Source organism: Actinocrispum wychmicini, from assembly GCF_004345645.1.
Lineage (GTDB): Bacteria > Actinomycetota > Actinomycetes > Mycobacteriales > Pseudonocardiaceae > Kibdelosporangium > Kibdelosporangium wychmicini.
Genome location: NZ_SLWS01000019.1, coordinates 33,787 through 54,190, shown reverse-complemented (window position 1 = coordinate 54,190; position 20,404 = coordinate 33,787). Strand labels below are relative to the sequence as shown.

23 protein-coding genes, 1 tRNA gene and 2 riboswitches are annotated in these 20,404 nt (G+C 68.9%); of the genes, 19 read left to right on the top strand and 5 right to left on the bottom strand.

The features are described 5' to 3' along the window. Nucleotides 1–5: 5 nt before the first annotated feature. Together EV192_RS50280 and EV192_RS54455 are read right to left on the bottom strand one after the other, a co-directional pair. Nucleotides 6–368, bottom strand: a complete 363-nt coding sequence (locus tag EV192_RS50280) for a hypothetical protein (RefSeq protein ID WP_132125925.1) — start codon at nt 366–368, stop codon at nt 6–8. A gap of 31 nt (nt 369–399) precedes the next feature. Further along, entirely contained in the window at nt 400–576 is a 177-nt protein-coding gene (locus EV192_RS54455; RefSeq protein ID WP_165961017.1) for a hypothetical protein, read from the bottom strand. A 367-nt stretch (nt 577–943) separates the two neighbouring features. Between EV192_RS54455 and EV192_RS50275 the strand changes: the two genes are divergently transcribed. The 3 genes from EV192_RS50275 (at nt 944) to EV192_RS50265 (ending at nt 4,237) form a co-directional block, all read left to right on the top strand. Beyond that, on the top strand, nt 944–1,768 hold the full coding sequence (locus EV192_RS50275) for a crotonase/enoyl-CoA hydratase family protein (RefSeq protein ID WP_132125924.1): 825 nt from the start codon (nt 944–946) through the stop codon (nt 1,766–1,768). A gap of 37 nt (nt 1,769–1,805) precedes the next feature. Beyond that, entirely contained in the window at nt 1,806–3,485 is a 1,680-nt protein-coding gene (locus EV192_RS50270; protein WP_132125923.1) for an AMP-binding protein, read from the top strand. A 131-nt stretch (nt 3,486–3,616) separates the two neighbouring features. Beyond that, a complete protein-coding gene (locus EV192_RS50265) occupies nt 3,617–4,237 on the top strand; it encodes a hypothetical protein (protein ID WP_132125922.1) in 621 nt (206 codons plus the stop codon). Nucleotides 4,238–4,284: 47 nt separating this feature from the next. On the opposite strand, the gene EV192_RS50260 is transcribed toward EV192_RS50265, so the two are convergent. Next, nucleotides 4,285–5,226: a GlxA family transcriptional regulator gene (locus EV192_RS50260; RefSeq protein ID WP_132125921.1), complete on the bottom strand. Its 942-nt coding sequence runs from the start codon at nt 5,224–5,226 to the stop codon at nt 4,285–4,287. 85 nt (nt 5,227–5,311) lie between these two features. Here EV192_RS50260 and EV192_RS50255 point away from each other — a divergent pair, with 85 nt between their 5' ends. The 13 genes from EV192_RS50255 (at nt 5,312) to EV192_RS50195 (ending at nt 16,625) form a co-directional block, all read left to right on the top strand. Beyond that, nucleotides 5,312–5,893, top strand: coding sequence for a DJ-1/PfpI family protein (locus tag EV192_RS50255; protein WP_132125920.1), 582 nt, complete (start codon nt 5,312–5,314; stop codon nt 5,891–5,893). Beyond that, entirely contained in the window at nt 5,890–6,306 is a 417-nt protein-coding gene (locus EV192_RS50250) for a hypothetical protein (RefSeq protein ID WP_132125919.1), read from the top strand. Before EV192_RS50255 ends, EV192_RS50250 begins: the two co-directional genes overlap by 4 nt. After that, complete coding sequence (locus EV192_RS50245; RefSeq protein ID WP_207926919.1) at nt 6,303–7,103, top strand: alpha/beta fold hydrolase; 801 nt, start codon at nt 6,303–6,305, stop codon at nt 7,101–7,103. Before EV192_RS50250 ends, EV192_RS50245 begins: the two co-directional genes overlap by 4 nt. A 71-nt stretch (nt 7,104–7,174) precedes the next feature. After that, the gene (locus EV192_RS50240) at nt 7,175–8,983 is read left to right on the top strand and encodes an MFS transporter (protein WP_132125918.1); all 1,809 of its coding nucleotides are present in this window, start codon (nt 7,175–7,177) and stop codon (nt 8,981–8,983) included. 176 nt (nt 8,984–9,159) lie between these two features. Next, nucleotides 9,160–9,375: a hypothetical protein gene (locus EV192_RS50235; RefSeq protein WP_132125917.1), complete on the top strand. Its 216-nt coding sequence runs from the start codon at nt 9,160–9,162 to the stop codon at nt 9,373–9,375. Between the two features lie 55 nt (nt 9,376–9,430). Further along, a complete protein-coding gene (gene clsA / locus EV192_RS50230; protein ID WP_132125916.1) occupies nt 9,431–10,003 on the top strand; it encodes a cardiolipin synthase ClsA in 573 nt (190 codons plus the stop codon). Between the two features lie 49 nt (nt 10,004–10,052). Further along, nucleotides 10,053–10,436 (top strand): glycine cleavage system protein GcvH, encoded by a 384-nt coding sequence (gene gcvH / locus EV192_RS50225; RefSeq protein WP_132125915.1) that lies wholly within the window; start codon nt 10,053–10,055, stop codon nt 10,434–10,436. Between the two features lie 110 nt (nt 10,437–10,546). Then, nucleotides 10,547–10,993 (top strand): glycogen accumulation regulator GarA, encoded by a 447-nt coding sequence (garA, locus tag EV192_RS50220; RefSeq protein WP_132125914.1) that lies wholly within the window; start codon nt 10,547–10,549, stop codon nt 10,991–10,993. A 6-nt stretch (nt 10,994–10,999) separates the two neighbouring features. Continuing rightward, the gene (gene ftsR, locus EV192_RS50215) at nt 11,000–11,716 is read left to right on the top strand and encodes a transcriptional regulator FtsR (protein ID WP_481730876.1); all 717 of its coding nucleotides are present in this window, start codon (nt 11,000–11,002) and stop codon (nt 11,714–11,716) included. A 153-nt stretch (nt 11,717–11,869) separates the two neighbouring features. Continuing rightward, a complete protein-coding gene (locus tag EV192_RS50210) occupies nt 11,870–12,343 on the top strand; it encodes a bifunctional nuclease family protein (RefSeq protein ID WP_132125913.1) in 474 nt (157 codons plus the stop codon). A 214-nt stretch (nt 12,344–12,557) separates the two neighbouring features. After that, nucleotides 12,558–13,133 (top strand): MerR family transcriptional regulator, encoded by a 576-nt coding sequence (locus EV192_RS50205; protein WP_132125912.1) that lies wholly within the window; start codon nt 12,558–12,560, stop codon nt 13,131–13,133. Nucleotides 13,134–13,188: 55 nt separating this feature from the next. Then, nucleotides 13,189–13,276, top strand: a riboswitch (glycine riboswitch). After that, nucleotides 13,277–13,381: riboswitch (glycine riboswitch) on the top strand. It abuts the riboswitch before it with no gap. Continuing rightward, nucleotides 13,364–16,291, top strand: a complete 2,928-nt coding sequence (gene gcvP, locus EV192_RS50200; RefSeq protein ID WP_132125911.1) for an aminomethyl-transferring glycine dehydrogenase — start codon at nt 13,364–13,366, stop codon at nt 16,289–16,291. Its footprint overlaps the riboswitch before it by 18 nt. A 16-nt stretch (nt 16,292–16,307) precedes the next feature. Then, on the top strand, nt 16,308–16,625 hold the full coding sequence (locus EV192_RS50195; RefSeq protein ID WP_207926917.1) for a PASTA domain-containing protein: 318 nt from the start codon (nt 16,308–16,310) through the stop codon (nt 16,623–16,625). On the opposite strand, the gene EV192_RS50190 is transcribed toward EV192_RS50195, so the two are convergent. Further along, the gene (locus EV192_RS50190; protein WP_132125910.1) at nt 16,622–17,287 is read right to left on the bottom strand and encodes an aldo/keto reductase; all 666 of its coding nucleotides are present in this window, start codon (nt 17,285–17,287) and stop codon (nt 16,622–16,624) included. The two genes, EV192_RS50195 and EV192_RS50190, sit on opposite strands and share 4 nt — an antisense overlap. Before the next feature lie 310 nt (nt 17,288–17,597). Here EV192_RS50190 and EV192_RS50185 point away from each other — a divergent pair, with 310 nt between their 5' ends. Continuing rightward, nucleotides 17,598–18,767 (top strand): serine hydrolase domain-containing protein, encoded by a 1,170-nt coding sequence (locus tag EV192_RS50185; protein ID WP_243727592.1) that lies wholly within the window; start codon nt 17,598–17,600, stop codon nt 18,765–18,767. Between the two features lie 34 nt (nt 18,768–18,801). On the opposite strand, the gene EV192_RS50180 is transcribed toward EV192_RS50185, so the two are convergent. Then, nucleotides 18,802–18,873, bottom strand: a tRNA-Gln gene (locus tag EV192_RS50180). 197 nt (nt 18,874–19,070) lie between these two features. On the opposite strand from EV192_RS50180, the gene EV192_RS50175 reads away from it, so the two are divergent. Further along, nucleotides 19,071–19,712 carry a DUF2637 domain-containing protein gene (locus tag EV192_RS50175; protein WP_243727591.1) on the top strand — a complete coding sequence of 214 codons (642 nt, stop codon included), beginning with the start codon at nt 19,071–19,073 and terminating at the stop codon, nt 19,710–19,712. Further along, complete coding sequence (locus EV192_RS50170; protein WP_132125909.1) at nt 19,709–20,383, top strand: hypothetical protein; 675 nt, start codon at nt 19,709–19,711, stop codon at nt 20,381–20,383. Before EV192_RS50175 ends, EV192_RS50170 begins: the two co-directional genes overlap by 4 nt. Nucleotides 20,384–20,404 lie beyond the last annotated feature (21 nt).

Here is a 20,404-nt window from a genome sequence, read left to right as displayed (position 1 = left end):
CGTTACTACAAGCAAATCTTCCGCAGATTGTCCTGGTTGCGGTACAGATCGCCGGCCCAGCCGGCGAAGTTCCGCAGGTCCTCGGCGCGGCGCTTGCTGGTTGCGACGTACTCGTCCGCCAGGGTCGTCAACGCGCCCTTGACGTCCTTGTCGTCGGCGGACTTGGCCAGGCTTTTGAGCCGGTTGGCCTTGTCCACGGCCTCCTTGCGGACCTTCTCCGGGTCGGTGTCCGGGACGAGGGTGGCCAGGCCGAGCGCGTCGGCACAGACGGACGCCTTGTCCCCCAGGGCTTTCGCCTGGTCACAGGCGCTCAGCAAGCCGAGCGAGGTGGCGACCGCGGCGAGCGTCACAATCAGACGTCTTGGCATATAAGGGATTCTAGCGGTCTCGGCTCGGTTCTCAGTCGGCCCGGTGTCGGTTCGAGGGCGAGGCGGCGGACTGGGCGGGCTGGGCGGCCGACGCGGGCGGGGAGCCGGCCGGCGGTTCCTCGCGTTCCCGCTGCTCCTCCATCCGGCTGGCGAACTCGCGCAGCAGCTCGTCGAAGATCGGCGTCGACATCGGGCGCGGTTGTGCCATCGGTTCCCGCCCTCCTCTCCCGGACATGGTTGGTCAGTGAACGGTCTCACGCGGTGATCAGACACGACTGGGCGATCCGGGCGAACGGGAAACAAGTACTGAAAGTGGCGATTTCCGAGATCCTCGGGGAAACCGTATACCCACGGATGGGGGACAAAGGTCGTGTCTCGAGGTCCCCGTTCGATGAGAGTCGGGATCGGGGCGGTTCCTGGCGTCGCCGCCGGGGCGCCGCGAATACTGGTTGTCTTTGGGTGTGCCGGCGGTGGCGTCAGGGACCGCATCCGGCCCGGCTATCGCGGACGGGGACCTCGAGACACGGCCTGGGTGCGGTTGACGGGGTTACCCGTCGGTAGGCAATGATGGGGGCATGGCTGATGACCTCGTCTCGCTGCAGGTGAAACAGTCCGGGCCGGTCGCCGAGGTGACCCTGCTCGGGCCGGGCAAGGGCAACAGTATGGGCCCGGATTTCTGGCGCGAGCTGCCGCTGGTCTTCCGCGAGCTGGACACCGACCCGGCGGTCCGCGCGATCGTGCTCACCGGCAGTGGCCGGAACTTCTCGTACGGCCTGGACCTGCCGGCGATGATGGGCGGCTGGGCCGAGCTGATCGGCGGCGAGGCCCTGGCCGGCCCGCGCAGCCGGTTCCTCGACGAGATCCGCCGGTTGCAGGCGTCGGTGACGGCCGTGGCCGAGTGCCGCAAGCCGGTGATCGCGGCCGTGTCCGGCTGGTGCATCGGCGGCGGTGTCGACCTGATCGCCGCCGCGGACGTCCGACTGGCCTCGGCGGACGCCAAGTTCAGCGTCCGCGAGGTCAAGGTGGCGATCGTCGCCGACATCGGCAGCCTGCAGCGGCTCAGCGGGATCATCGGCGAGGGCCACCTGCGTGAGCTGGCGTTCACCGGGAAGGACATCGACGCGGCGCGGGCCGAGAAGATCGGCCTGGTCAACGACGTCCACCCGGACCAGGAAGCCGTGCTCGCGGCCGCGCGCTCGCTCGCCGAGGACATCGCGAAGAACCCTCCGCTCGTGGTGCAGGGCGTCAAGGACGTGCTCGACCACGACCGCGCGCCACGCGTGGCCGACGGCCTGCGGTACGTGTCGACGTGGAACGCGGCGTTCCTGCCGAGCAAGGACCTGGCCGAGGCCGTGCAGGCGTTCCTCGCCCGTCGCGATCCGGACTTCACCGGGGAATAATCTTGGCGCAGCCGTAGCCTGGACGAGGAGTGCCGCCGTGACGTCGTTCCGTGAAGCTCGCGAATTCCTGTTGGCCCACAGGGAGGACTACGAAACGGCGTACGCGGACTTCCACTGGCCCGACCCGGCCGAGTTCAACTGGGCGCTGGACTGGTTCGACACCCTGCCGGCCGAGCAGGTCGGGCTGTGGATCGTCGAGGAGGACGGCACCGAGCGGAAGTGGACGTTCGGCGAGCTGTCCGCGCGGTCGGACCTGGTGGCGAACTGGCTGCGCTCGCTCGGTGTGGCGCGCGGCGACCGGATCGTGCTGATGCTCGGCAACCAGGGCGAGCTGTGGGAGGTGATCCTCGCCGCGATGAAGCTCGGCGCGGTGATCATCCCGGCGTCCACCCTGCTCGGCCCGGACGACCTGCGCGACCGGGTGGACCGCGGCGACGTGAGGCATGTGGTCGCCCGCTCGGCGGACGCCGCGAAGTTCGCCGAGGTGCCTGGCGCGTACACCAGGATCGCGGTGGGGGAGCGGGTGGATGGCTGGCTGTCCTATGCGGACGCGACCGGCCCGGCCGAGTTCACCCCGGACGGCCCGACCGCGGCCGGCGACACCCTTTTGCTGTACTTCACGTCCGGCACCACGGCCAAGCCCAAACTGGTCCGGCACACGCACGTCTCGTACCCGGTCGGCCATCTGTCCACGATGTACTGGATCGGCCTCCAACCGGGTGACGTGCACCTGAACATCTCATCGCCGGGCTGGGCGAAACACGCCTGGAGCAACGTTTTCGCGCCATGGAACGCGGGCGCGTGTGTGTTCATCTACAACTACACCCGCTTCGACGCCAACGCGCTGATGTCGCAAATGGACCGTTGCGGCGTGACGTCGTTCTGTGCGCCGCCGACGGTCTGGCGGATGCTCATCCAGGCCGACCTGACCCAGCTCCGACAACCACCGACCAAAGTGGTCGGCGCGGGCGAGCCGCTCAACCCCGAGGTGATCGAGCAGGTCCGCAAGGCGTGGTCGGTGACGATCCGGGACGGCTTCGGCCAGACCGAGACCAGCGTCCAGGTCGCCAACACGCCGGGCCAGCCGGTGAAACCCGGCTCGATGGGCCGCGCGCTGCCCGGCTTCACCGTGGCACTGGTCGACCCGGTCACCGGCGAACCCGGCGACGAGGGCGAGATCTGCCTGTCCCTGTCGCCCCGCCCGGTCGGCCTGATGACCGGCTACGCGGACTCGGCGGACCGGACCGCCGAGGCGATGCGTGCCGGCTACTACCACACGGGCGACGTCGGTTCCCGGGACGCGGACGGCTACATCACCTACGTCGGCCGCGCGGACGACGTGTTCAAGGCGTCGGACTACCGGATCTCCCCGTTCGAGCTGGAAAGTGTCCTGATCGAACACCCCGCGGTGGCCGAGGCGGCGGTCGTCCCGTCGCCCGACCCGATCCGGCTCGCCGTCCCCAAGGCGTACGTGGTCCTGGCCGCCGGAGTCGACCCGAACGCCGACACCGCCCGCGACATTCTCCGCTACGCCCGCGAACACCTGGCGCCCTACAAGCGGATCCGGCGCCTGGAGTTCACCGAGCTGCCGAAGACGATCTCCGGGAAGATCCGCCGGGTGGAGCTCCGTGGCCGCGAAACAGACGTCCATGCCGACCCGGACGCCCGTGTCCCCGGCGAGTACCGCGACGAGGACTTCCCCGACCTGCGTGCCTGACCCGCAGCGGAGGGAATTTCACGGGACTGTGCCCATTCCGGTGAAGTTCCCAGAAATCTGGGATGGCCCGCGTCGGCTCCACCCCGCACGATGAGATCTGGCGTTCCCAGATCGAATCCGAGAGGGGTTTCATGGCTGTTCGCAGACGGTTGCTCGGCGGCTTGGTCTCCGCCGCGTTAGCCCTGGCCGGTGTCGGAATGACCGCGACTCCCGCCAGCGCCGCAACGCCTGTCGCCAAGGCGTCATTGCATTCCCACCACGCCAACAACGAGAACAAGACCATCGACACCACAGTGGTGGTCTACGACGACGGCAACGTCTACGGCACCTCGACGGTCGAGTCGGGGGTCTGGCTCACCGGCGTCCGGCTGTGCGCCAAGGCATTGCTGGTCAACCGGGACGGTATGGTCATCGGGCAGGTCGGCGGTGACTGCTGGGGTGTCAACGGCACCGCGCTCGGTTACTCCAAGCGCACCGAGAACTGGGCCGGACAGGTTCCGGTGGACATCGCCCGGCAGACCTTCGCCGTGTCGATCGTGCACTGGAACAACGGCATCGACTGGAGCCAGGTCGTCAACTTCGTGACCCAGATCTGGACGATCTACAAGTCCTTCAGTTCCAGCGGGGCGGACGCGTCGGCCAACGACATCCAGTTGCCGAACTACCAGTTGCTCAGCTACGGCCAAGACAGCGGTGGTGGTGGCGGTGGTGGCGGCCACGGGCCGCTTCACCCACACCCCAACGATCCCTGATCGACTCCCGACCGGACGGCCGGGGTGGCCGACGCCGCCCCGGCTTCTCATGCTCCTTGGAACGCCAGGCGGTAGGCGCGCGGGCTGGTGCCCACGACGCGTTTGAACCGTTCACGGAAGGCCGTGGGGGAGCCGAATCCCACCTGGCCGGCGATGTGGTCCACCGCGTCCACCGTGGCCTCCAGGAGGTGTTGGGCCTGGCGGATTCTGGTGCGGTGCAACCATTGCAGCGGTGTCGTGCCGGTCTGTTCGCGGAAACGACGGTTCAGCGTGCGGGTGCTCATGCCCGCGTACGCCGCCATGTCTTCCAGGGTGAGGTTTTTCGCCGTGTTGCTGTCCAGCCATAGCAACAGCGGTTCGAGGGTCGTGCCCTGGGGCGTGGGTGGCACGTTGTGCGCGATGTACTGGGCTTGGCCGCCTTCACGCTCCAACGGCATCACGCACACCCGCGCGGCGTGGGCGGCGACCGCGGAGCCGTGGTCCCGCCGGACCAGGTGCAGGCACAGGTCGATGCCCGCGGTGGCGCCGGCGGACGTGAGGAACTGGCCGTTGTCCACGTACAGCACGTCCGGGTCGACGTCGATCTCCGGATACCGGGCGGCGAGGTCGGCCGCGGCCAGCCAATGGGTGGTGGCGCGCATCCCGTCGAGCAGGCCGGTGGCGGCCAGGACGAAGGCGCCGACACAGATCGTGACGATCCGCGTGCCCCGGGCGGCCGCGTCCCGCAGGGTGTCCAGGATCTCGGGCGGGACCGGGACGAGCGGGTCCGCGCAGCCGGGCAGGACGATCGTGTCCGCGTCGGCCAAGGCATCCAGCCCGAACGGCGGCTGGATGACGAAGCTCTCGGTCTTCACGGTGGCCTCGCCGCAGACGCGAACGTCGTAGGCCGGTTGTCCGTCGGCCAGCCGGATCCGCCGGAACAGGTCGACCGGCGTGGTCAGGTCGAACGGGAGGACGTTGTCCATGGCGAGGACGGCGACCGTGTGCATGCCCTGAGCCTACTGGCGAGAATCCGTTGGAAGCTGGCATTCTTGCCAGTTCCGGCGGTCACGCTCGGTGGCTAGGTTCGGCCGCATGTTCGCTCAGGTTGTGTTGTTCGACGGGTTCGACCCGTTGGACGTGATCGCGCCCTACGAGGTGCTGGTCGCCGGCGGGATGGCCGTGTCGTTGGTGTCGGCGGAGGGGGATCGGACGGTTCCCAGCGGCTTGGACCACGTGGCGTTGACCGCCACGGCGGACCCCCAGCGTGCGGACCTGGTCATCGTCCCAGGCGCCGCCGGTCCGCTGCCGGAGATCCCGGCCATTCTCGGCCGCGCCGCCATCGGCTTGGCGCCCCTGCTGAAGGTGGCCATGGACCGGCCGGAGACGACCGTGGCCACGGTGTGCGGCGGCTCGTTGCTGCTCGCGATGGCGGGCCTGATCGCCGGCCGGTCCGCCACCACCCACCATCTCGGCATGGAAGCGTTGTCCGCCAACGGAGTCCAGGCGGTCGACGCGCGGATCGTGGACGACGGCGACCTGATCACCGCCGGTGGCGTCACGTCCGGCCTGGACCTCGGGCTGTATCTGCTGGAGCGGTTCGTGAGCCCGCGCGTGGCGCACGACACCGGCAAGTTCTTCGAACACGAGCGGCGCGGCACGGTGTGGGCGGCATGACCAAGTTTCTGCTGATCATCCACATCGTGGCGGCCATCCTCGCGGTCGGCCCGGTCGCCATCGCGGCGAGCATGTTCCCCGCCGCCGCCCGCGCCGGATCCGACTCCGTCAAAGTGCTGTACCGCATCTGCCGCGTGTACACGTACATCGCGATCGCGGTCCCGTTCTTCGGCCTCGCGACCGCTGGCAGCATGCGCGTCTTCGGGAGCGCCTGGGTGCAGGTGTCGATCGGGCTGACGGCGGTCGCCGCGCTCGTGTTGGCGCTGGTCGTGCTGCCCGGCCAACGCAAAGTCCTTGCCGGACAAGGCGGACCGACCATGACGCTGGCCATGTCGACCGGTGTGTTCAATGTGTTGTGGGTTGTCGTGACCGTATTGATGGTGATCCGGCCCGGGTCGACAATCGGCGGGTGACACGCGAAACGATCGCCACGGCGGCCGACGGGACCGAGGTCCGGGCGTACGACGAAGGCCAGGGACCGGTCATCCTCCTCGTCCATCCCGGTCTCGACGACGGCACCCGCACCGAGAAGCTGGCGGCGCTGCTGTCCGACCGGTATCGCGTGCTGCGCCTGCAACGCCGCCAGTACCGGTTCGCTGAGCCCTGCACGATGGCCGACGAGGTCCAGGACGTGCTCGCGCTTGCCGCCGAGGCGGGCGGACCCGTCTTGGTCTACGGCCATTCCTCGGGCGCCGTGGTCACGCTGGAGGCCCTGGTCGCCCGGCCGGAGGCGTTCGCCGGCGCGGTGCTGTACGAGCCGCCTACCGTGGTCGACCGGCCGTTCCCGCCGGAGTCGGTGGCGAAGGCCAAGGCGGCGATCGCCCGCGGCCGGCCCGGCCGGGCCATCCGGATCTTCGTCCGGGACGTGGTGGGGTTGCCCGCGTGGCAGGGGCTCCTGGTCGGTCTCGCGGTCGGGTTGTCGCCGCGGTTCCGCCGGCTCGCCCCGCGCCAGCTGCACGATCTCGACGCGATCATCGCCCTCGGGGTGCGGCTCGACGAGTACGCGAAGATCACCGTCCGCACCGTGCTGCTGGGCGGCGACAAGAGCCCGACGCACCTCCTGGACCGGCTCGACGCCCTGCGGAACGTCATCGACCAGGCCGAACGCGTCCAGTTGCCGGGGCGGGACCACGGTGCCGACGTGGCCGCGCCGGCGGAGGTCGCCCAGGTCATCGCCACTCTCGCGGACCGGGTGTTCACCTCGGCGTGACAAAATGCATAGTTGTCGAAAGCAACTATCGGGACTAGCCTTCTCGACGTACCGGATCGAGGAGGTTTGTGGTGGCCAGGAAGGGTGCGGGGCACAAGACGCTCGCCGAGCTGGGGCCGCACTACAAGTGGATCGCCCTGTCGAACACGACCCTGGGCCTGTTGATCGCCACGATCAACTCGTCCATCGTGCTGATCGCGTTACCGGACATCTTCAGGGGCATCGGGGTGAACCCGCTGGACGCGGGCAACACCAGCTACCTGCTCTGGATGATGATGGGCTTCCTGGTGGTCACCGCCGTGCTCGTGGTGACGTTCGGGCGGCTGGGCGACATGTACGGCCGCGCCCGGATGTACAACCTCGGCTTCCTGATCTTCACCGTGTCGTCCGTCTTCCTGGCGGCGACCTGGATGAGCGGGGACGCGGCCGCGTGGTGGCTGATCGGCTGGCGCGTGGTGCAGGGCATCGGCGGCGCGTTCCTGATGGCCAACTCCAGCGCGATCCTCACCGACGCCTTCCCGGCCAACCAGCGCGGCCTGGCGCTGGGCATCAACGGGGTCGCCGCGATCGCCGGCTCGTTCCTCGGCCTGATGATCGGCGGTGTGCTCGCGCCGGTGAACTGGCACTGGGTGTTCCTGGTGTCCGTGCCGTTCGGCGTGGTCGGCACGGTCTGGGCGTACCTCAAGCTGCACGACACCGGGATCACCCAGCGGGCCCGGATGGACTGGGGCGGCAACATCACGTTCGCGGTCGGCCTGATCGCCGTGCTCGTCGCGATCACGTACGGCATCCAGCCCTACGACGGGCACCCGATGGGGTGGGGCAACCCGTGGGTGCTGGCCGCGCTCGTCGGCGGTGTGCTGGTGCTGGCGTGGTTCGTGCTGATCGAGCGGCGGTCCGAGAACCCGCTGTTCACCCTGGCGCTGTTCCGGATCAAGGCGTTCACGTGGGGCAACGTGGCCAACCTGATGGCGTCCCTCGGCCGGGGCGGGCTGCAGTTCATCCTGATCATGTGGCTGCAGGGCATCTGGCTGCCGCAACACGGCTACTCCTTCGAGGAGACGCCGTTGTGGGCCGGCATCTACATGCTCCCGATGACCGTCGGCTTCCTGCTCGCGGCGCCCGTGTCCGGCGTGCTGTCCGACCGGATCGGCGCGCGCGGCCTGGCCACCGGCGGCATGGTCGTCACGGCGGTGACCTTCTTCGCGCTGACGATCCTGCCGGTGAACTTCAACTACGTCCTGTTCGCGGTCCTGCTCGTGGTGAACGGCATCGGCATGGGCATGTTCTCGTCGCCGAACCGGTCGGCCGTGATGAGCAGCCTGCCGGACAACGCGCGCGGCGTCGGCGCAGGCATGACGGCCACGTTCCAGAACGCCGCGATGGTGCTGTCCATCGGCATCTTCTTTAGCCTGATCATCGCGGGGCTGTCGTCGAGTCTGCCCAGCGCCATGAGCACGGGCCTGGCCGCGCACGGCGTGCCCCAGGCCAACGCCGACCAGGTGGCCCAGCTCCCGGCCGTGGCCGTGCTGTTCGCCGCGTTCCTCGGCTACAACCCGATCCAGCAGCTGCTCGGCCCGGTGGTCGGCCAGCTGCCGCCGGACCAGGCGGGCTACCTGACCGGCCGGAGCTTCTTCCCGAGCCTGATCACCGGCCCGTTCGCGGACGGGCTGCACGTGGCGTTCTGGTTCGCCATCGCGGCCTGTGTCGTCGCCGCGGTCGCCAGCTGGCTCGGCGGGAACGGGAAGCCGGCGGGTGAACCGCTCGGCGCAGAACTCGCCGCGACCGCCGGCGAGTCCGGCACCATACCCGCTGACCTGGTCACAGTCAGTCGAACCGACAACGGCGTGACCGCTGGGCGACGCCCCGGTGACGGCTGACGCGCCGTCCCCGATCGTTCCGGATAAATGATCTTTTGCCGGTCGGCGCCCGCTACGCGCCGATCGGCGCCATACACTGCCCAATTGGGAATGGCAATGACGAGTTTCGGGCATGATCGGTCCCGCGGCTAACGGAGCGGCTCCGCCGGCCGACACCCCAGGTGGAGGTGGGGGACATGAACGAGGCAGATCCCGAGACAAGCAATAGCAATATCGCCCAGCTGCCCACGATCCCGTGCAGCGTCGTGTGGAGCAAAGGGCACGCGTACGTGCTTGAGATGGGCCTTGGCCGGTCCCGTTGGGTGGGCTGCGACGACCGCGGCCGCCCGCAGGCGTTCACCCACGCGGAGCTCGAGAGCCGCGGCTGGACCCGGACCCGCCGCGCCAGCTGACCGCCGCGGACGTGGCCTGGGGAGCCGCGTGACCAGCGCCGGTTAGCATGACCATGTGCTCGAAGGCGATCGACTCTGGACCGTTCCCAACGCCTTGAGCGTTCTCCGGCTGGCCGGTGTGCCGCTGTTCCTCTGGCTGCTGCTGGGTCCTCAGGAGGACGGCTGGGCGATCGTGGTGTTCGCGGTCAGCGGGATCACCGACTGGCTGGACGGCAAGGTCGCCCGCTGGCTCAACCAGACCAGCCGGCTGGGCGCGATGCTCGACCCGCTCGCCGACCGGCTCTACACCCTGGCGGCCATGGTCGCGTTCGTCGTCCGCGACATCGTGCCGCTGTGGGTCGTGCTGGTGCTGGTCGTCCGGGATCTCGCCGTGCTGGTCTGCCTGCCGTTGCTGCGTAGGAACGGCTACGGCCCGCCCGACGTGCTCTACCTCGGCAAGGGCGCCACGTTCGTCCTGCTCTACGCGTTCCCGTTCCTGCTGTTCGCCCAACTGGACTCGACGGCGGCCGATATCGCCCGTCCGATCGCCTACGCGTTCACCGTCTGGGGTGTCGCGCTGTACGTCTGGTCCGGGGCGATCTACGTCTTGCAGGCGGTCACCGCGATCCGGCGAGCCCGGCCACTCTAAGCTGCCAGCCAACACACGGCTGTCGGTATGCGCAGAAGGAGACGGGGACGTGACGCCGGAAGACCTGAAGTACACGGATGACCACGAGTGGATCGAGACCAGGGCGGGCGGCACGGTCCGGATCGGCATCACCGACTTCGCCCAGCAGCAGCTCGGTGACGTGGTGTTCGTGCAGCTGCCCGAGGTCGGCGCGACGGTGGCCGCGAAGGACGCGGTCGGCGAGGTCGAGTCCACCAAGAGCGTGTCGGAGATCTACGCCCCGGTGGGTGGCGAGGTCACCGCGGTCAACGAGGCCCTCGCGGACACCCCGGAGCTGATCAACTCCGACAGTTACGGCGAGGGCTGGATGTTCGAGCTCAAGATCGACGACGAAAGCGCTCTCGGTGACCTGCTCGACGCGGCGGCCTACGGCGAGCTCACCGGTCAGGCATGAGAAGGATCTTCGCCTGGTTTCGCCGAAAGCGGGGACCAGCCGCTTCGTCGTACGACGAGCACGGTACGTTTGGCGGAACAAGCGAGTACAGCAGCAGGAGGAGAGCTCAGGTGAGCACGAACGACGGACCCGGCGTTCCGCCGGAGCAGTCTCCGGAGCGGACCTCCGTGTTCCGGGCCGACTTCCTCGCCGACGTGGGCGGCGAGCCGCCGGCCCCGCCGGAGCCGCAGGTCGCCGGGATCGACGCGCTGCCGGCCGGTTCCGCGCTGCTCGTGGTGAAGCGTGGCCCCAACGCGGGGTCCCGCTTCCTGCTGGACCGGGACACCACGAGCGCGGGCAGGCACCCGGACAGCGACATCTTCCTCGACGACGTCACGGTGTCCCGTCGGCACGCGGAGTTCCGCCGGGAAGGCGGCGACTTCGTGGTGATCGATGTCGGCAGCCTGAACGGCACGTATGTCAACCGGGAGCCGGTCGACCAGGCCGTGCTGGCCGGCGGCGACGAGGTGCAGATCGGCAAGTTCCGCCTGGTGTTCCTGACCGGCAACCAGGGATAGCGTCGGGTGTCAGCGGCCGGCCGGCCACTGCGCGACGGGATGAGCATCGGTGCGGTGCTGGGTGAGCTGCGTGCCGAGTTTCCCGACGTGACCATCTCCAAGATCAGGTTTCTGGAGGCGGAGGGTCTGGTCCAGCCGGGCCGGACCGCGTCCGGTTACCGGCAGTTCACCGGCGCTGACGTCGAGCGGCTGAGATATGTGCTGCGCGCCCAGCGTGACCAGTATCTGCCACTGAAGGTCATCAAGGAGCACTTGGCCGCGGCGGACCGGGAAACCGGCCCCCGCGGCCCGCTCGTCGCCAGCCCGCTCGTCGCCGGCCTGCCGGACGCGGCCGACTTCGAGCCCCGGGCGGAGCGGCGGCTGACCCGGGAGACGCTGCTCGCCACGGCCGGGATCGACTCGGGCACCCTGGCGGAGCTGGAACAGTTCGGGCTGATCAGGCCGGGTCCGGCGGGCTTCTACGACACCACCGACCTCGACCTCGCGCGGGTGGTGCGGGCGATGGCCGAGTACGGCATCGAACCCCGGCACCTCAGGGCTTTCCGGGCCGCCGCCGACCGTGAGGTCGGTCTGCTGGAACAGATCGTGACCCCCATGTATCGACAACGTGACCTCAAGGCGCGCGGCCGGGTGGACGAGGTGTTACGCGAACTCGCCGCGCTTTCGGTTGCGCTGCACACACTTCTGGTCAAGGCCGGGCTGCGCGGGGTAAACACATCGTGAAGAGCGCGGCACTTGGTACATCGTGATCGATCTGGATACTTGGGAAGTCAGGCGTCAGGCCCGGATGGCGGGTAGCGTCGAAGGTGACGATGCGCGATCCTCAAGTCGAGCGGGGGTCGTCGCGGTTGAGCATGCCGAGGGAGGCGATGGCCGATGAGCGAGATGCGCGTCGTTGGCGTGCGGGTCGAACTACCCGCTAACCAGCCGATCTTGTTGCTACGCGAAACCGAAGGCGAACGGTACCTGCCGATCTGGATCGGCTCGGTGGAGGCTACGGCGATCGCGTTGGAACAGCAGGGCGTACGGCCGGCCCGGCCGCTCACGCACGACCTGCTCAAGGACGTGATCGCGGCGCTGGGCCGGGAGTTGGAGCAGGTCCGGATCACCGACCTGCGGGAAGGCACGTTCTTCGCCGAACTGGTCTTCGACGGGGACATCCGGGTGTCCGCCCGGCCGAGTGACTCGGTCGCGCTCGCCCTGCGGATCGGCGTGCCGATCCACGCCGAGGACGCCGTGCTGGCCGAGGCCGGCCTGATCATCCCGGACGAGCAGGAGGACGAGGTGGAGAAGTTCCGCGAGTTCCTCGACTCGGTCTCCCCGGAGGATTTTAGGGGCGCGGACACCTGAGCACACACCACTGGTGTCCGCGTTAGCCCCAGAGTGGTGTGTACCACGTCACCCGCTCTCCGCGCGTCGCGTTGACCGGGTCGCCCGGCCGTCCTACCTTCAGACATGAGCGAACTTACGACGGTGTGACCTGCGGGTGGTCGCCCCGGCGGACGCTCATGACCGGCGGATTCCACTCCTGGGGGTGGAGCGCCGGGGACGATGGGAGGACGGCGTGATCGAGCAACGGCCCGACAGTCCGCTCGCCGGTGTGGCGGCAGGTGAACAGGGTGAGCTGTTCCCGGACGCCTCGCTGCCGGACGAGCTGGTCGGCTACCGGGGGCCGGCCGCGTGCCAGATCGCGGGGATAACTTACCGCCAGCTCGACTACTGGGCCCGCACCGGGTTGGTCGCACCGTCGATCCGGACCGCTCAGGGATCAGGCAGCCAGCGGCTGTACTCGTTCAAGGACCTGCTGGTGTTGAAGGTGGTCAAGCGGCTCTTGGACACTGGGGTGTCGCTGCAGAACATAAGGGTCGCGGTGGAACACCTCCGCAGGCGCGGTGTCCGCGACCTCGCCAAGATCACCTTGTTCAGTGACGGGACGACGGTCTACGAGTGTTCGTCGCCCGAGGAACTCGTGGATCTGTTGCAGGGCGGGCAAGGCGTGTTCGGGATCGCGGTCAGCGGCGCCATGCGGGAGATCAGTGGATCGATCCACGAGTTCCCGGCGGAGCGCGCCGACGGGGGCGAGTTGGTCCAGCACGAGGACGAGTTGTCGGCCCGGCGCCGGACCCGCAGCGTGAGTTGACCCCCCGGTTACGGGAACTGGGAACGGGCAGGCGGTATCCTTTCCTGGCAGTCGCTGATCTCGCTCGGGAGAGTCCGGCAAACCGGCGCCGAAGGAGCAATTCCTCCCCGGAACCTCTCAGGCAAAAGGACCGTGCGAGGGAGACGCCTCTGGAAAGCGGGCTGAGGTCTGGCCCCGCCGACGGTGAAAGCTCGCGTTCGCGCGGGTGAAACTCTCAGGCGCCTTCGGGCATGGACAGAGGGGGAGGGCGCCGACGCACGCCCGCATCCCGCCCGGAGGCCGAATTGACGCAAGCCCGGATTTCCCTCGCCGCGCTGGAGCACGGTACCCCGTTCGCCGACCGGCACATCGGTCCCCGGCCGGACGACCTTGCTCGGATTCTGGACACCGTCGGCGTCTCCTCGCTGGACGACCTGGCTGCGCGCGCGGTCCCGGCGTCGATCCGCGAGAACGACCCGGCGATGAACCTGCGACCGGCCGCCACCGAGGCGGAGGCCCTCGCCGAGCTGCGGGCGCTTGCCGCGCGTAACCGTCCGGTCACGCAGATGATCGGTCTGGGCTACTACGGCACGGTGACCCCGCCGGTGATCCTGCGGAACGTCCTGGAGAGCCCAGCCTGGTATACGGCGTACACACCGTATCAGCCCGAGATCTCCCAGGGCCGCCTCGAAGCGCTGCTGAACTTCCAGACCATGGTGGCCGACCTGGCCGGCGTGCCGGTGGCGAACGCCTCCATGCTCGACGAGGCGACCGCCGCCGCCGAGGCGATGACCCTGGTCCGCCGGGGCGGCAAGTCGAAGTCGTCCCGGTTCCTGGTGGACGCGGACACGTTCCCGCAGACCGTCGCGGTGATCGAGACCCGGGCCGAGCCGCTCGGTATCGAGATCGTCGTCGCGGACGTGTCCACGGGCCTGCCCGACGGCGACTTCTTCGGCGTCCTGCTGTCGTACCCGGGCGCGAGCGGTGCCGTTCGCGACCAGGCCGGCCTGATCGCCGACGCGCACGAGCGCGGTATCCAGGTGGTCGTAGCGGCGGACCTGTTGTCGCTGACCCTGCTGCGGTCGCCGGGCGAGATCGGCGCCGATGTCGTGGTCGGCACCACCCAGCGGTTCGGCGTGCCGATGGGCTTCGGCGGCCCGCACGCCGGATACATGGCCGTACGCAAGGGTTTGGAGCGTCAGCTGCCGGGCCGGCTCGTGGGTGTGAGCACCGACGCGGACGGCGCCATCGCGTACCGGTTGGCCTTGCAGACACGTGAGCAGCACATCCGCCGCGAGAAGGCGACGAGCAACATCTGCACCGCGCAGGTCCTGCTCGCGGTCGTCGCCTCGATGTACGCGGTGTACCACGGCCCGGCGGGCCTGAAGGCGATCGCGTCGCGTGCCCACCGGATGACGACCGTGCTGGCGGCCGGGCTGCGGGCCGCCGGGGTCGACGTCGTGCACGCACAGTTCTTCGACACGCTCCGGGTCCGGGTGCCCGGACGGGCGTCGGAGGTCGTGCGGGCCGCGCGCGAGCTGGACGTGAACCTGTGGCAGGTCGACGGCGACCACGTGTCGATCTCGTGTGACGAGATGACCACGCGGGCGCACCTTTCGTTGGTGTGGCAGGCATTCGGCGTCACCGCGGCAGCGGACGACCTGGACGAGTCCACTTCGGACGTCATCGACGATGGTCTGCTGCGCACGTCGGACTACCTGACCCACCCGGTGTTCCACACCCACCGGTCGGAGACCGCGCTGCTGCGGTACCTGCGGGCGTTGTCGGACAAGGACGTCGCGCTGGACCGCAGCATGATCCCGCTCGGCTCGTGCACGATGAAGCTGAACGCCACCGCCGAGATGGAGCCGATCACCTGGCCGGAGTTCTCGGCGCTGCACCCGTTCGCGCCCGCCGACGACGCCGCCGGCCTGCTGGAGATCGTGTCCGACCTGGAGGACTGGCTGGCGCAGATCACCGGCTACCACGCGATCTCGTTGCAGCCCAACGCGGGCAGCCAGGGCGAGTTCGCCGGCCTGCTGGCGATCCGGGCGTACCACCGCGACCGTGGTGAAGGCGCCCGGGACGTCGTGCTGATCCCGGCGAGCGCGCACGGCACCAACGCGGCGAGCGCGGTCATGGCGGGCATGCGTGTGAGCGTGGTCCGTTGTGACGACAACGGGAACATCGACATGGACCACCTGCGTGAGTCTGTCCGGGAGCACCGGGACGACCTGGCCGCGATCATGATCACGTACCCGTCGACCCACGGCGTGTACGAGGACACCGTGCGCGAGGTCTGCGCGCTGGTGCACGACGCGGGCGGTCAGGTCTATGTGGACGGTGCGAACCTGAACGCCCTCATCGGGCTGGCGCAGTACGGCAAGTTCGGTTCGGACGTGTCGCATCTGAACCTGCACAAGACGTTCTGCATCCCGCACGGTGGCGGCGGCCCGGGTGTCGGCCCGATCGGCGTGCGCGAGCACCTGGCGCCGTTCCTGCCGAACCACCCGCTGCAGCCGTTGGCCGGCCCGAAGAGCGGTGTCGGCCCGATCAGCGCGGCGCCGTGGGGCAGCGCGTCGATCCTGCCGATCTCGTGGGCGTACGTCCGGATGATGGGCGCTGACGGCCTGCGCAAGGCCACCCTGACCGCGGTCGCCGCGGCCAACTACGTGGCTCGTCGGCTGAACGACTACTACCCGGTGCTGTACACGGGTGCGGGCGGTTTCGTGGCCCACGAGTGCATCCTGGACCTGCGCCAGATCACCAAGGACACCGGGGTGACCGTGGACGACGTGGCCAAGCGCCTCGCCGACTACGGCCTGCACGCGCCGACGATGTCGTTCCCGGTGGCCGGCACCCTGATGGTGGAGCCCACCGAGAGCGAGGACCTGGCCGAGCTGGACCGCTTCTGCGACGCGATGATCGCGATCAAGGCGGAGATCGCCAGGGTCGCGGCCGGTGACTGGCCAGCGGACGACAACCCGCTGCACAACGCCCCGCACACCGCGGCGTCGCTGGCGGGGGAGTGGAACCACCCGTACACCCGGATGGAGGCCGCCTACCCGGCGGGGACGGCGACGGCGAAGGTGTGGCCGCCGGTCCGCCGGATCGACGGCGCCAAGGGCGACCGCAACCTGGTCTGCTCCTGCCCGCCGCTGGACGCGTACACCGGTTGAGCGGACACTCGGTGGTATGGAACGCCATGCCGACCGAGTGGTCGTCCCGGACGTCGTGGGCTTGCCGGTCGTCGTCGGCCGGCAAGTCTGCACGGACGCCGGGCTGGCCCTGGCCCAGCCAGACCCCGACGGGCCACCGCTGGGCGCCTTGACCTGGCCAGGCACCTACGTGATCACGGCACAGGACCCGCCCCCGGGCACCACGTTGTACCGCTGGGACAGCGTCCGGGTGCGGTTCCGTCCGGTCGGCGGCGACGCGGGTGTGCGTGAACCCCGCCGTCCGTCGCCCGAACCCAGAACGCTTGCCGCGGAAGCGGATCCGTTGGCGCCCTAGGCCATTTCGGACAGTGCGAGCACGTCGTCCTCGGCGAGCTCGAAGTCGAAGATGTCGATGTACTCGCGCGGCGCCGTCGGCTCGACCGAGATCACGTGCTTGAGTTCGACGTGCCACCGCAGGATGATCTGCGCCGGCGTCTTGCCGTACTTCTGGGCCATGAAGCCGATCTCGTCGTTCCCGACCAGGTCACCGAGTGGCCGGTACGCCTGCGTGGTGATGCCGTGCTCGCTGTGGTAGGCGCGCAGAATCGGCTGGACGTGCCCGGGATTCAGCTCGACCCGGTTCACCGCCGGCACCGTGCTGGTCTCCTCGCTGAGCCGGCGCAGGTGCGGGATGAGACAGTCGCAGACCCCGATGGCCCGCGCGCGGCCGTCGGCGGCGACCTTCTCCAGCCCCTTCCACGCCTGCACGAAGTCGTCCACCGGCGCGGCGAGCAGGCACAGGTCCACATAGTCCATACGCAGCCGGGCGAGGCTTTCCTCGAAGGCGCGCGGCGACTCGGCCATCCGGGTCGTCACGAACAGCTCGTGCCTCGGCACGCCTGACCGAACAAGCGCTTGGCCAACGTCCGGGTCGGCGACCTCGAAGCCGCGATACCCGGCAGCCAGGGCCTCGGCCACTGTGGTGGTCGACACCGCTGCCAACCCGACCTGCGGCATGTGCGCACCATTGCTGAGCTGAACGGTCGGGACTTCGCCGGTCAAAGAACTGCCTCCGCTGGTCGCCTGGACAACGCCCGCATGGTACGCACCGCCCCGCGATGTCCCACAGGGCGGTTACTGGTCGGTCGACGGCCGGCTCGTGGGGCGCCGGCGCCGGCCTTCCATGAAAACGTGCTGTTTCGTGACGGATCTCCAGAAAACCCGCTGGCAGCAAGGAATCTATTTCGTGCTGCGTAAACGACAGCTTGACAGTTGTGGTCAACTCGCGGCACGATGGCCTGGTTCTTACGACTTCTGGGGAGGATTCGTGAACCTGAGACGCCTTGTCTCGATGATCGCCGCTGTGTCCGTCGTCGGGTTCGGGGCCGCCGGCCCCGCCGCGGCGAGTGTCGACCCGCGCCAGGCCGCGATGGACGTGGCTGTCGCCGCGGGCAACCCGGGGATGTTGGCAGTGGCGAGCGACTGGCGTGGCACCAGCGGTGTCGGCGACGTCCGCACCGGCGCGAAGCCGAATCCGTCCGGGCGGTTCCGGATCGGCAGCGTGTCCAAGACGTTCGTGGCCACGCTCGTGTTGCAGCAGGTCGCGGCCGGCCGGATCGGGCTGGACGAACCGATCGGCAAGTACCTGCCCGGCCTGCTGCCGTATCCGGAGCCGATCACCGTCCGGCAACTCCTGCAGCACCGCAGCGGACTCCCGCGTGACCTCGCCCCGCAGTACACATGGACGTCGGTCGAGGAGCTCGACACCGAACGGTTCGTGCACTTCGACGAAACGGAGGCCATCCACGACAGCACGATCCAGCCACTGCTGTTCCCACCGGGCACCAGCTTCTCGTACTCCAACACCGGCTACAACGTGCTCGCCCGGCTGGTCGAGAAGGTCACCGGCAAACGCTTCGAACGCCTCCTGGCCGAAGACATCACCGGTCCGTCGCACCTGTGGGACACCTCCCTGCCACGGGACTTCCCGCTCCTGCTGAACCCGGCGGCACACGGCTACGAGCAGGCCTACCCGGCACCACACGGCCTGACCGACGTCACCGCGTACAACCTGAGCCGCTACTTCGGCGCCGGCGACATGATCTCCTCCGCGCCCGACCTGAACCGGTTCTTCCACGCCCTGCTCGGCGGCCGACTGCTGCCACCGAACCTGCTGGCCCAGATGAAGGCCACCATCCCGGCCGTCGGTCCGGACGGCAAATACCAGGGCTACGACTACGGTCTCGGCCTGATGCGCATCCCACTGAACGCGATCTGTGGGCAGGACGTCGCCGCATGGGGCCACGGCGGCGACATCCCCGGCTACAACACCTGGAGCATGAACACCGAGGACGGCGCCCGCCAGATCACCACTATGGCCAACCAGGACCTCACCCCGCCGATCCAGGCGATCGGCAGGCGAACCCTGGTGTTCATCAACGAGTTCTGCACCCCGATGATCCCCCAGGCGTCAGAGGCCCTTGTCGCACCGATGTAGGCACCCGGACCGGCCCCGCCCAGCGCGGGGCCGGCTCCCGGTCCAGGGTTCGAACCTGGGTTGACGGAGTCAAAGTCCGCAGTGCTGCCAGTTACACCAACCGGGACTGGTGGCGCGTACCCCTACCGCGATTCGTACAACATCTGCACGGAGCCAAAGCCGCCGTGAGCTGCTGGTTTCCACCACAGTCGAGATCCCGCGCCGCCGCCGTGGCCAGGGCGGTGATGCCGGGTGACCGAGGTTACCGAGCGGCGTGGAAAGGCGCCTCTGGATATTTGGGTACGGCGTGGGTGTGCGTTGATCGTGGCGGGTGTCGCCGCGTACGCGTCCTATGAGCATCAGCGCGAGTACGCCTTGATCGGCGGTTCCGACCCGACGAGTGCTTCGCTGTGGCCGTTGTCGGTAGACGGTTTGCTATTGCTGGCAACGGTTGGGGTACTCAAGGCCGGCCAACGGACCAGCCGCCGGGGGCGGGTTGCGGTCTGGTTGTCGTTCTGGCTGGGGATCGCCATGTCGCTCGCGGCCAACATCGCCGCCGCCCCGACACTGGCATGGCAGCCGGTCCTGGTCGCGGGTTGGCCTCCGGTGGCCCTGCTCTTGGCCGTCGAGTTGCTGGCCCATGGTCCTCGCTCTCGGCAGCACACCGAGACTGATCAGGCCGCTCCGGTGGTCGAGCAAGGCGGCGAGACCAACACCGAGAGCGGTGAGATTGGCCAGGTGATCGCTCTCGCGAAGGTCTCGCCGACTACGGAGCCAACTGCTCAAGAGATCATGTGGGCACACTTCGAGCGCGAGCAGGCCCATGGGCGCACGCCGACCGGCGCCGAGTTGGACCGGGTAGCAGGCACGAACAACTACGGCCGAACCGTGCTGCGCCAATGGCGCAGCGAAGGGCGAATCCCGCCTGCTGCCCAAGACCGCCAGGTACGAGGGGGCACGGCATGACTGGCCAGCTTCCCGCTGTGCCACCCGGCCCGGCCGACCTCACCCACCCGCGCCGAGCCCTGGCCCGGCTGGCGCTGTCTTCTGCTTATCGGGAGGCGGCCGACTTTGCCGCTGGTGGAGTCCCGACTGTCAGCGACGACTACGGCGTCCCGTACGAATACGTCGACCACGCCGCCCGACTTTTGGCCATGGCTCAGGACGTGTTGGCACGTTCGGTGGTCTATGCCCGCGAGCGTGGCGGCCGGTGGGTCGACATCGCGGATGCCCTGGACACGACCATCGAGCAGGCCCGCGACCAGTACGCCGCCGTGGTGGATCAGTGGGAGGACGCGCTGGACAGGCCGTGGGAACGGCCCGGCCGATTCCTGGCCAGCCGGTTGCCTGGAGGCACTACCGAACCAGTGGAGACCGCCGCCGAGCTGGACGACTGGTGCCAGGGTCACATGGAGAAGAACAGCGGCACCCGGCACAACGCCCGCCACGACGGCATCGAAGACCGCATGGTCTCCGCGAACCTGCCCAGCCACACCCCGGTCACCGAGATCAACAGCCTCACCCGCACGGCCGCATACCTCGCCAGGCGCGGCTGCCATGCAACAGAAGCCGAACTGGAAGCCTATGAGGCCCGCAGGAAGGCGATGCTGAACAAGCTCGGTCAGCTGCCAACATAGGCTCAAACTGCGCAACATGTC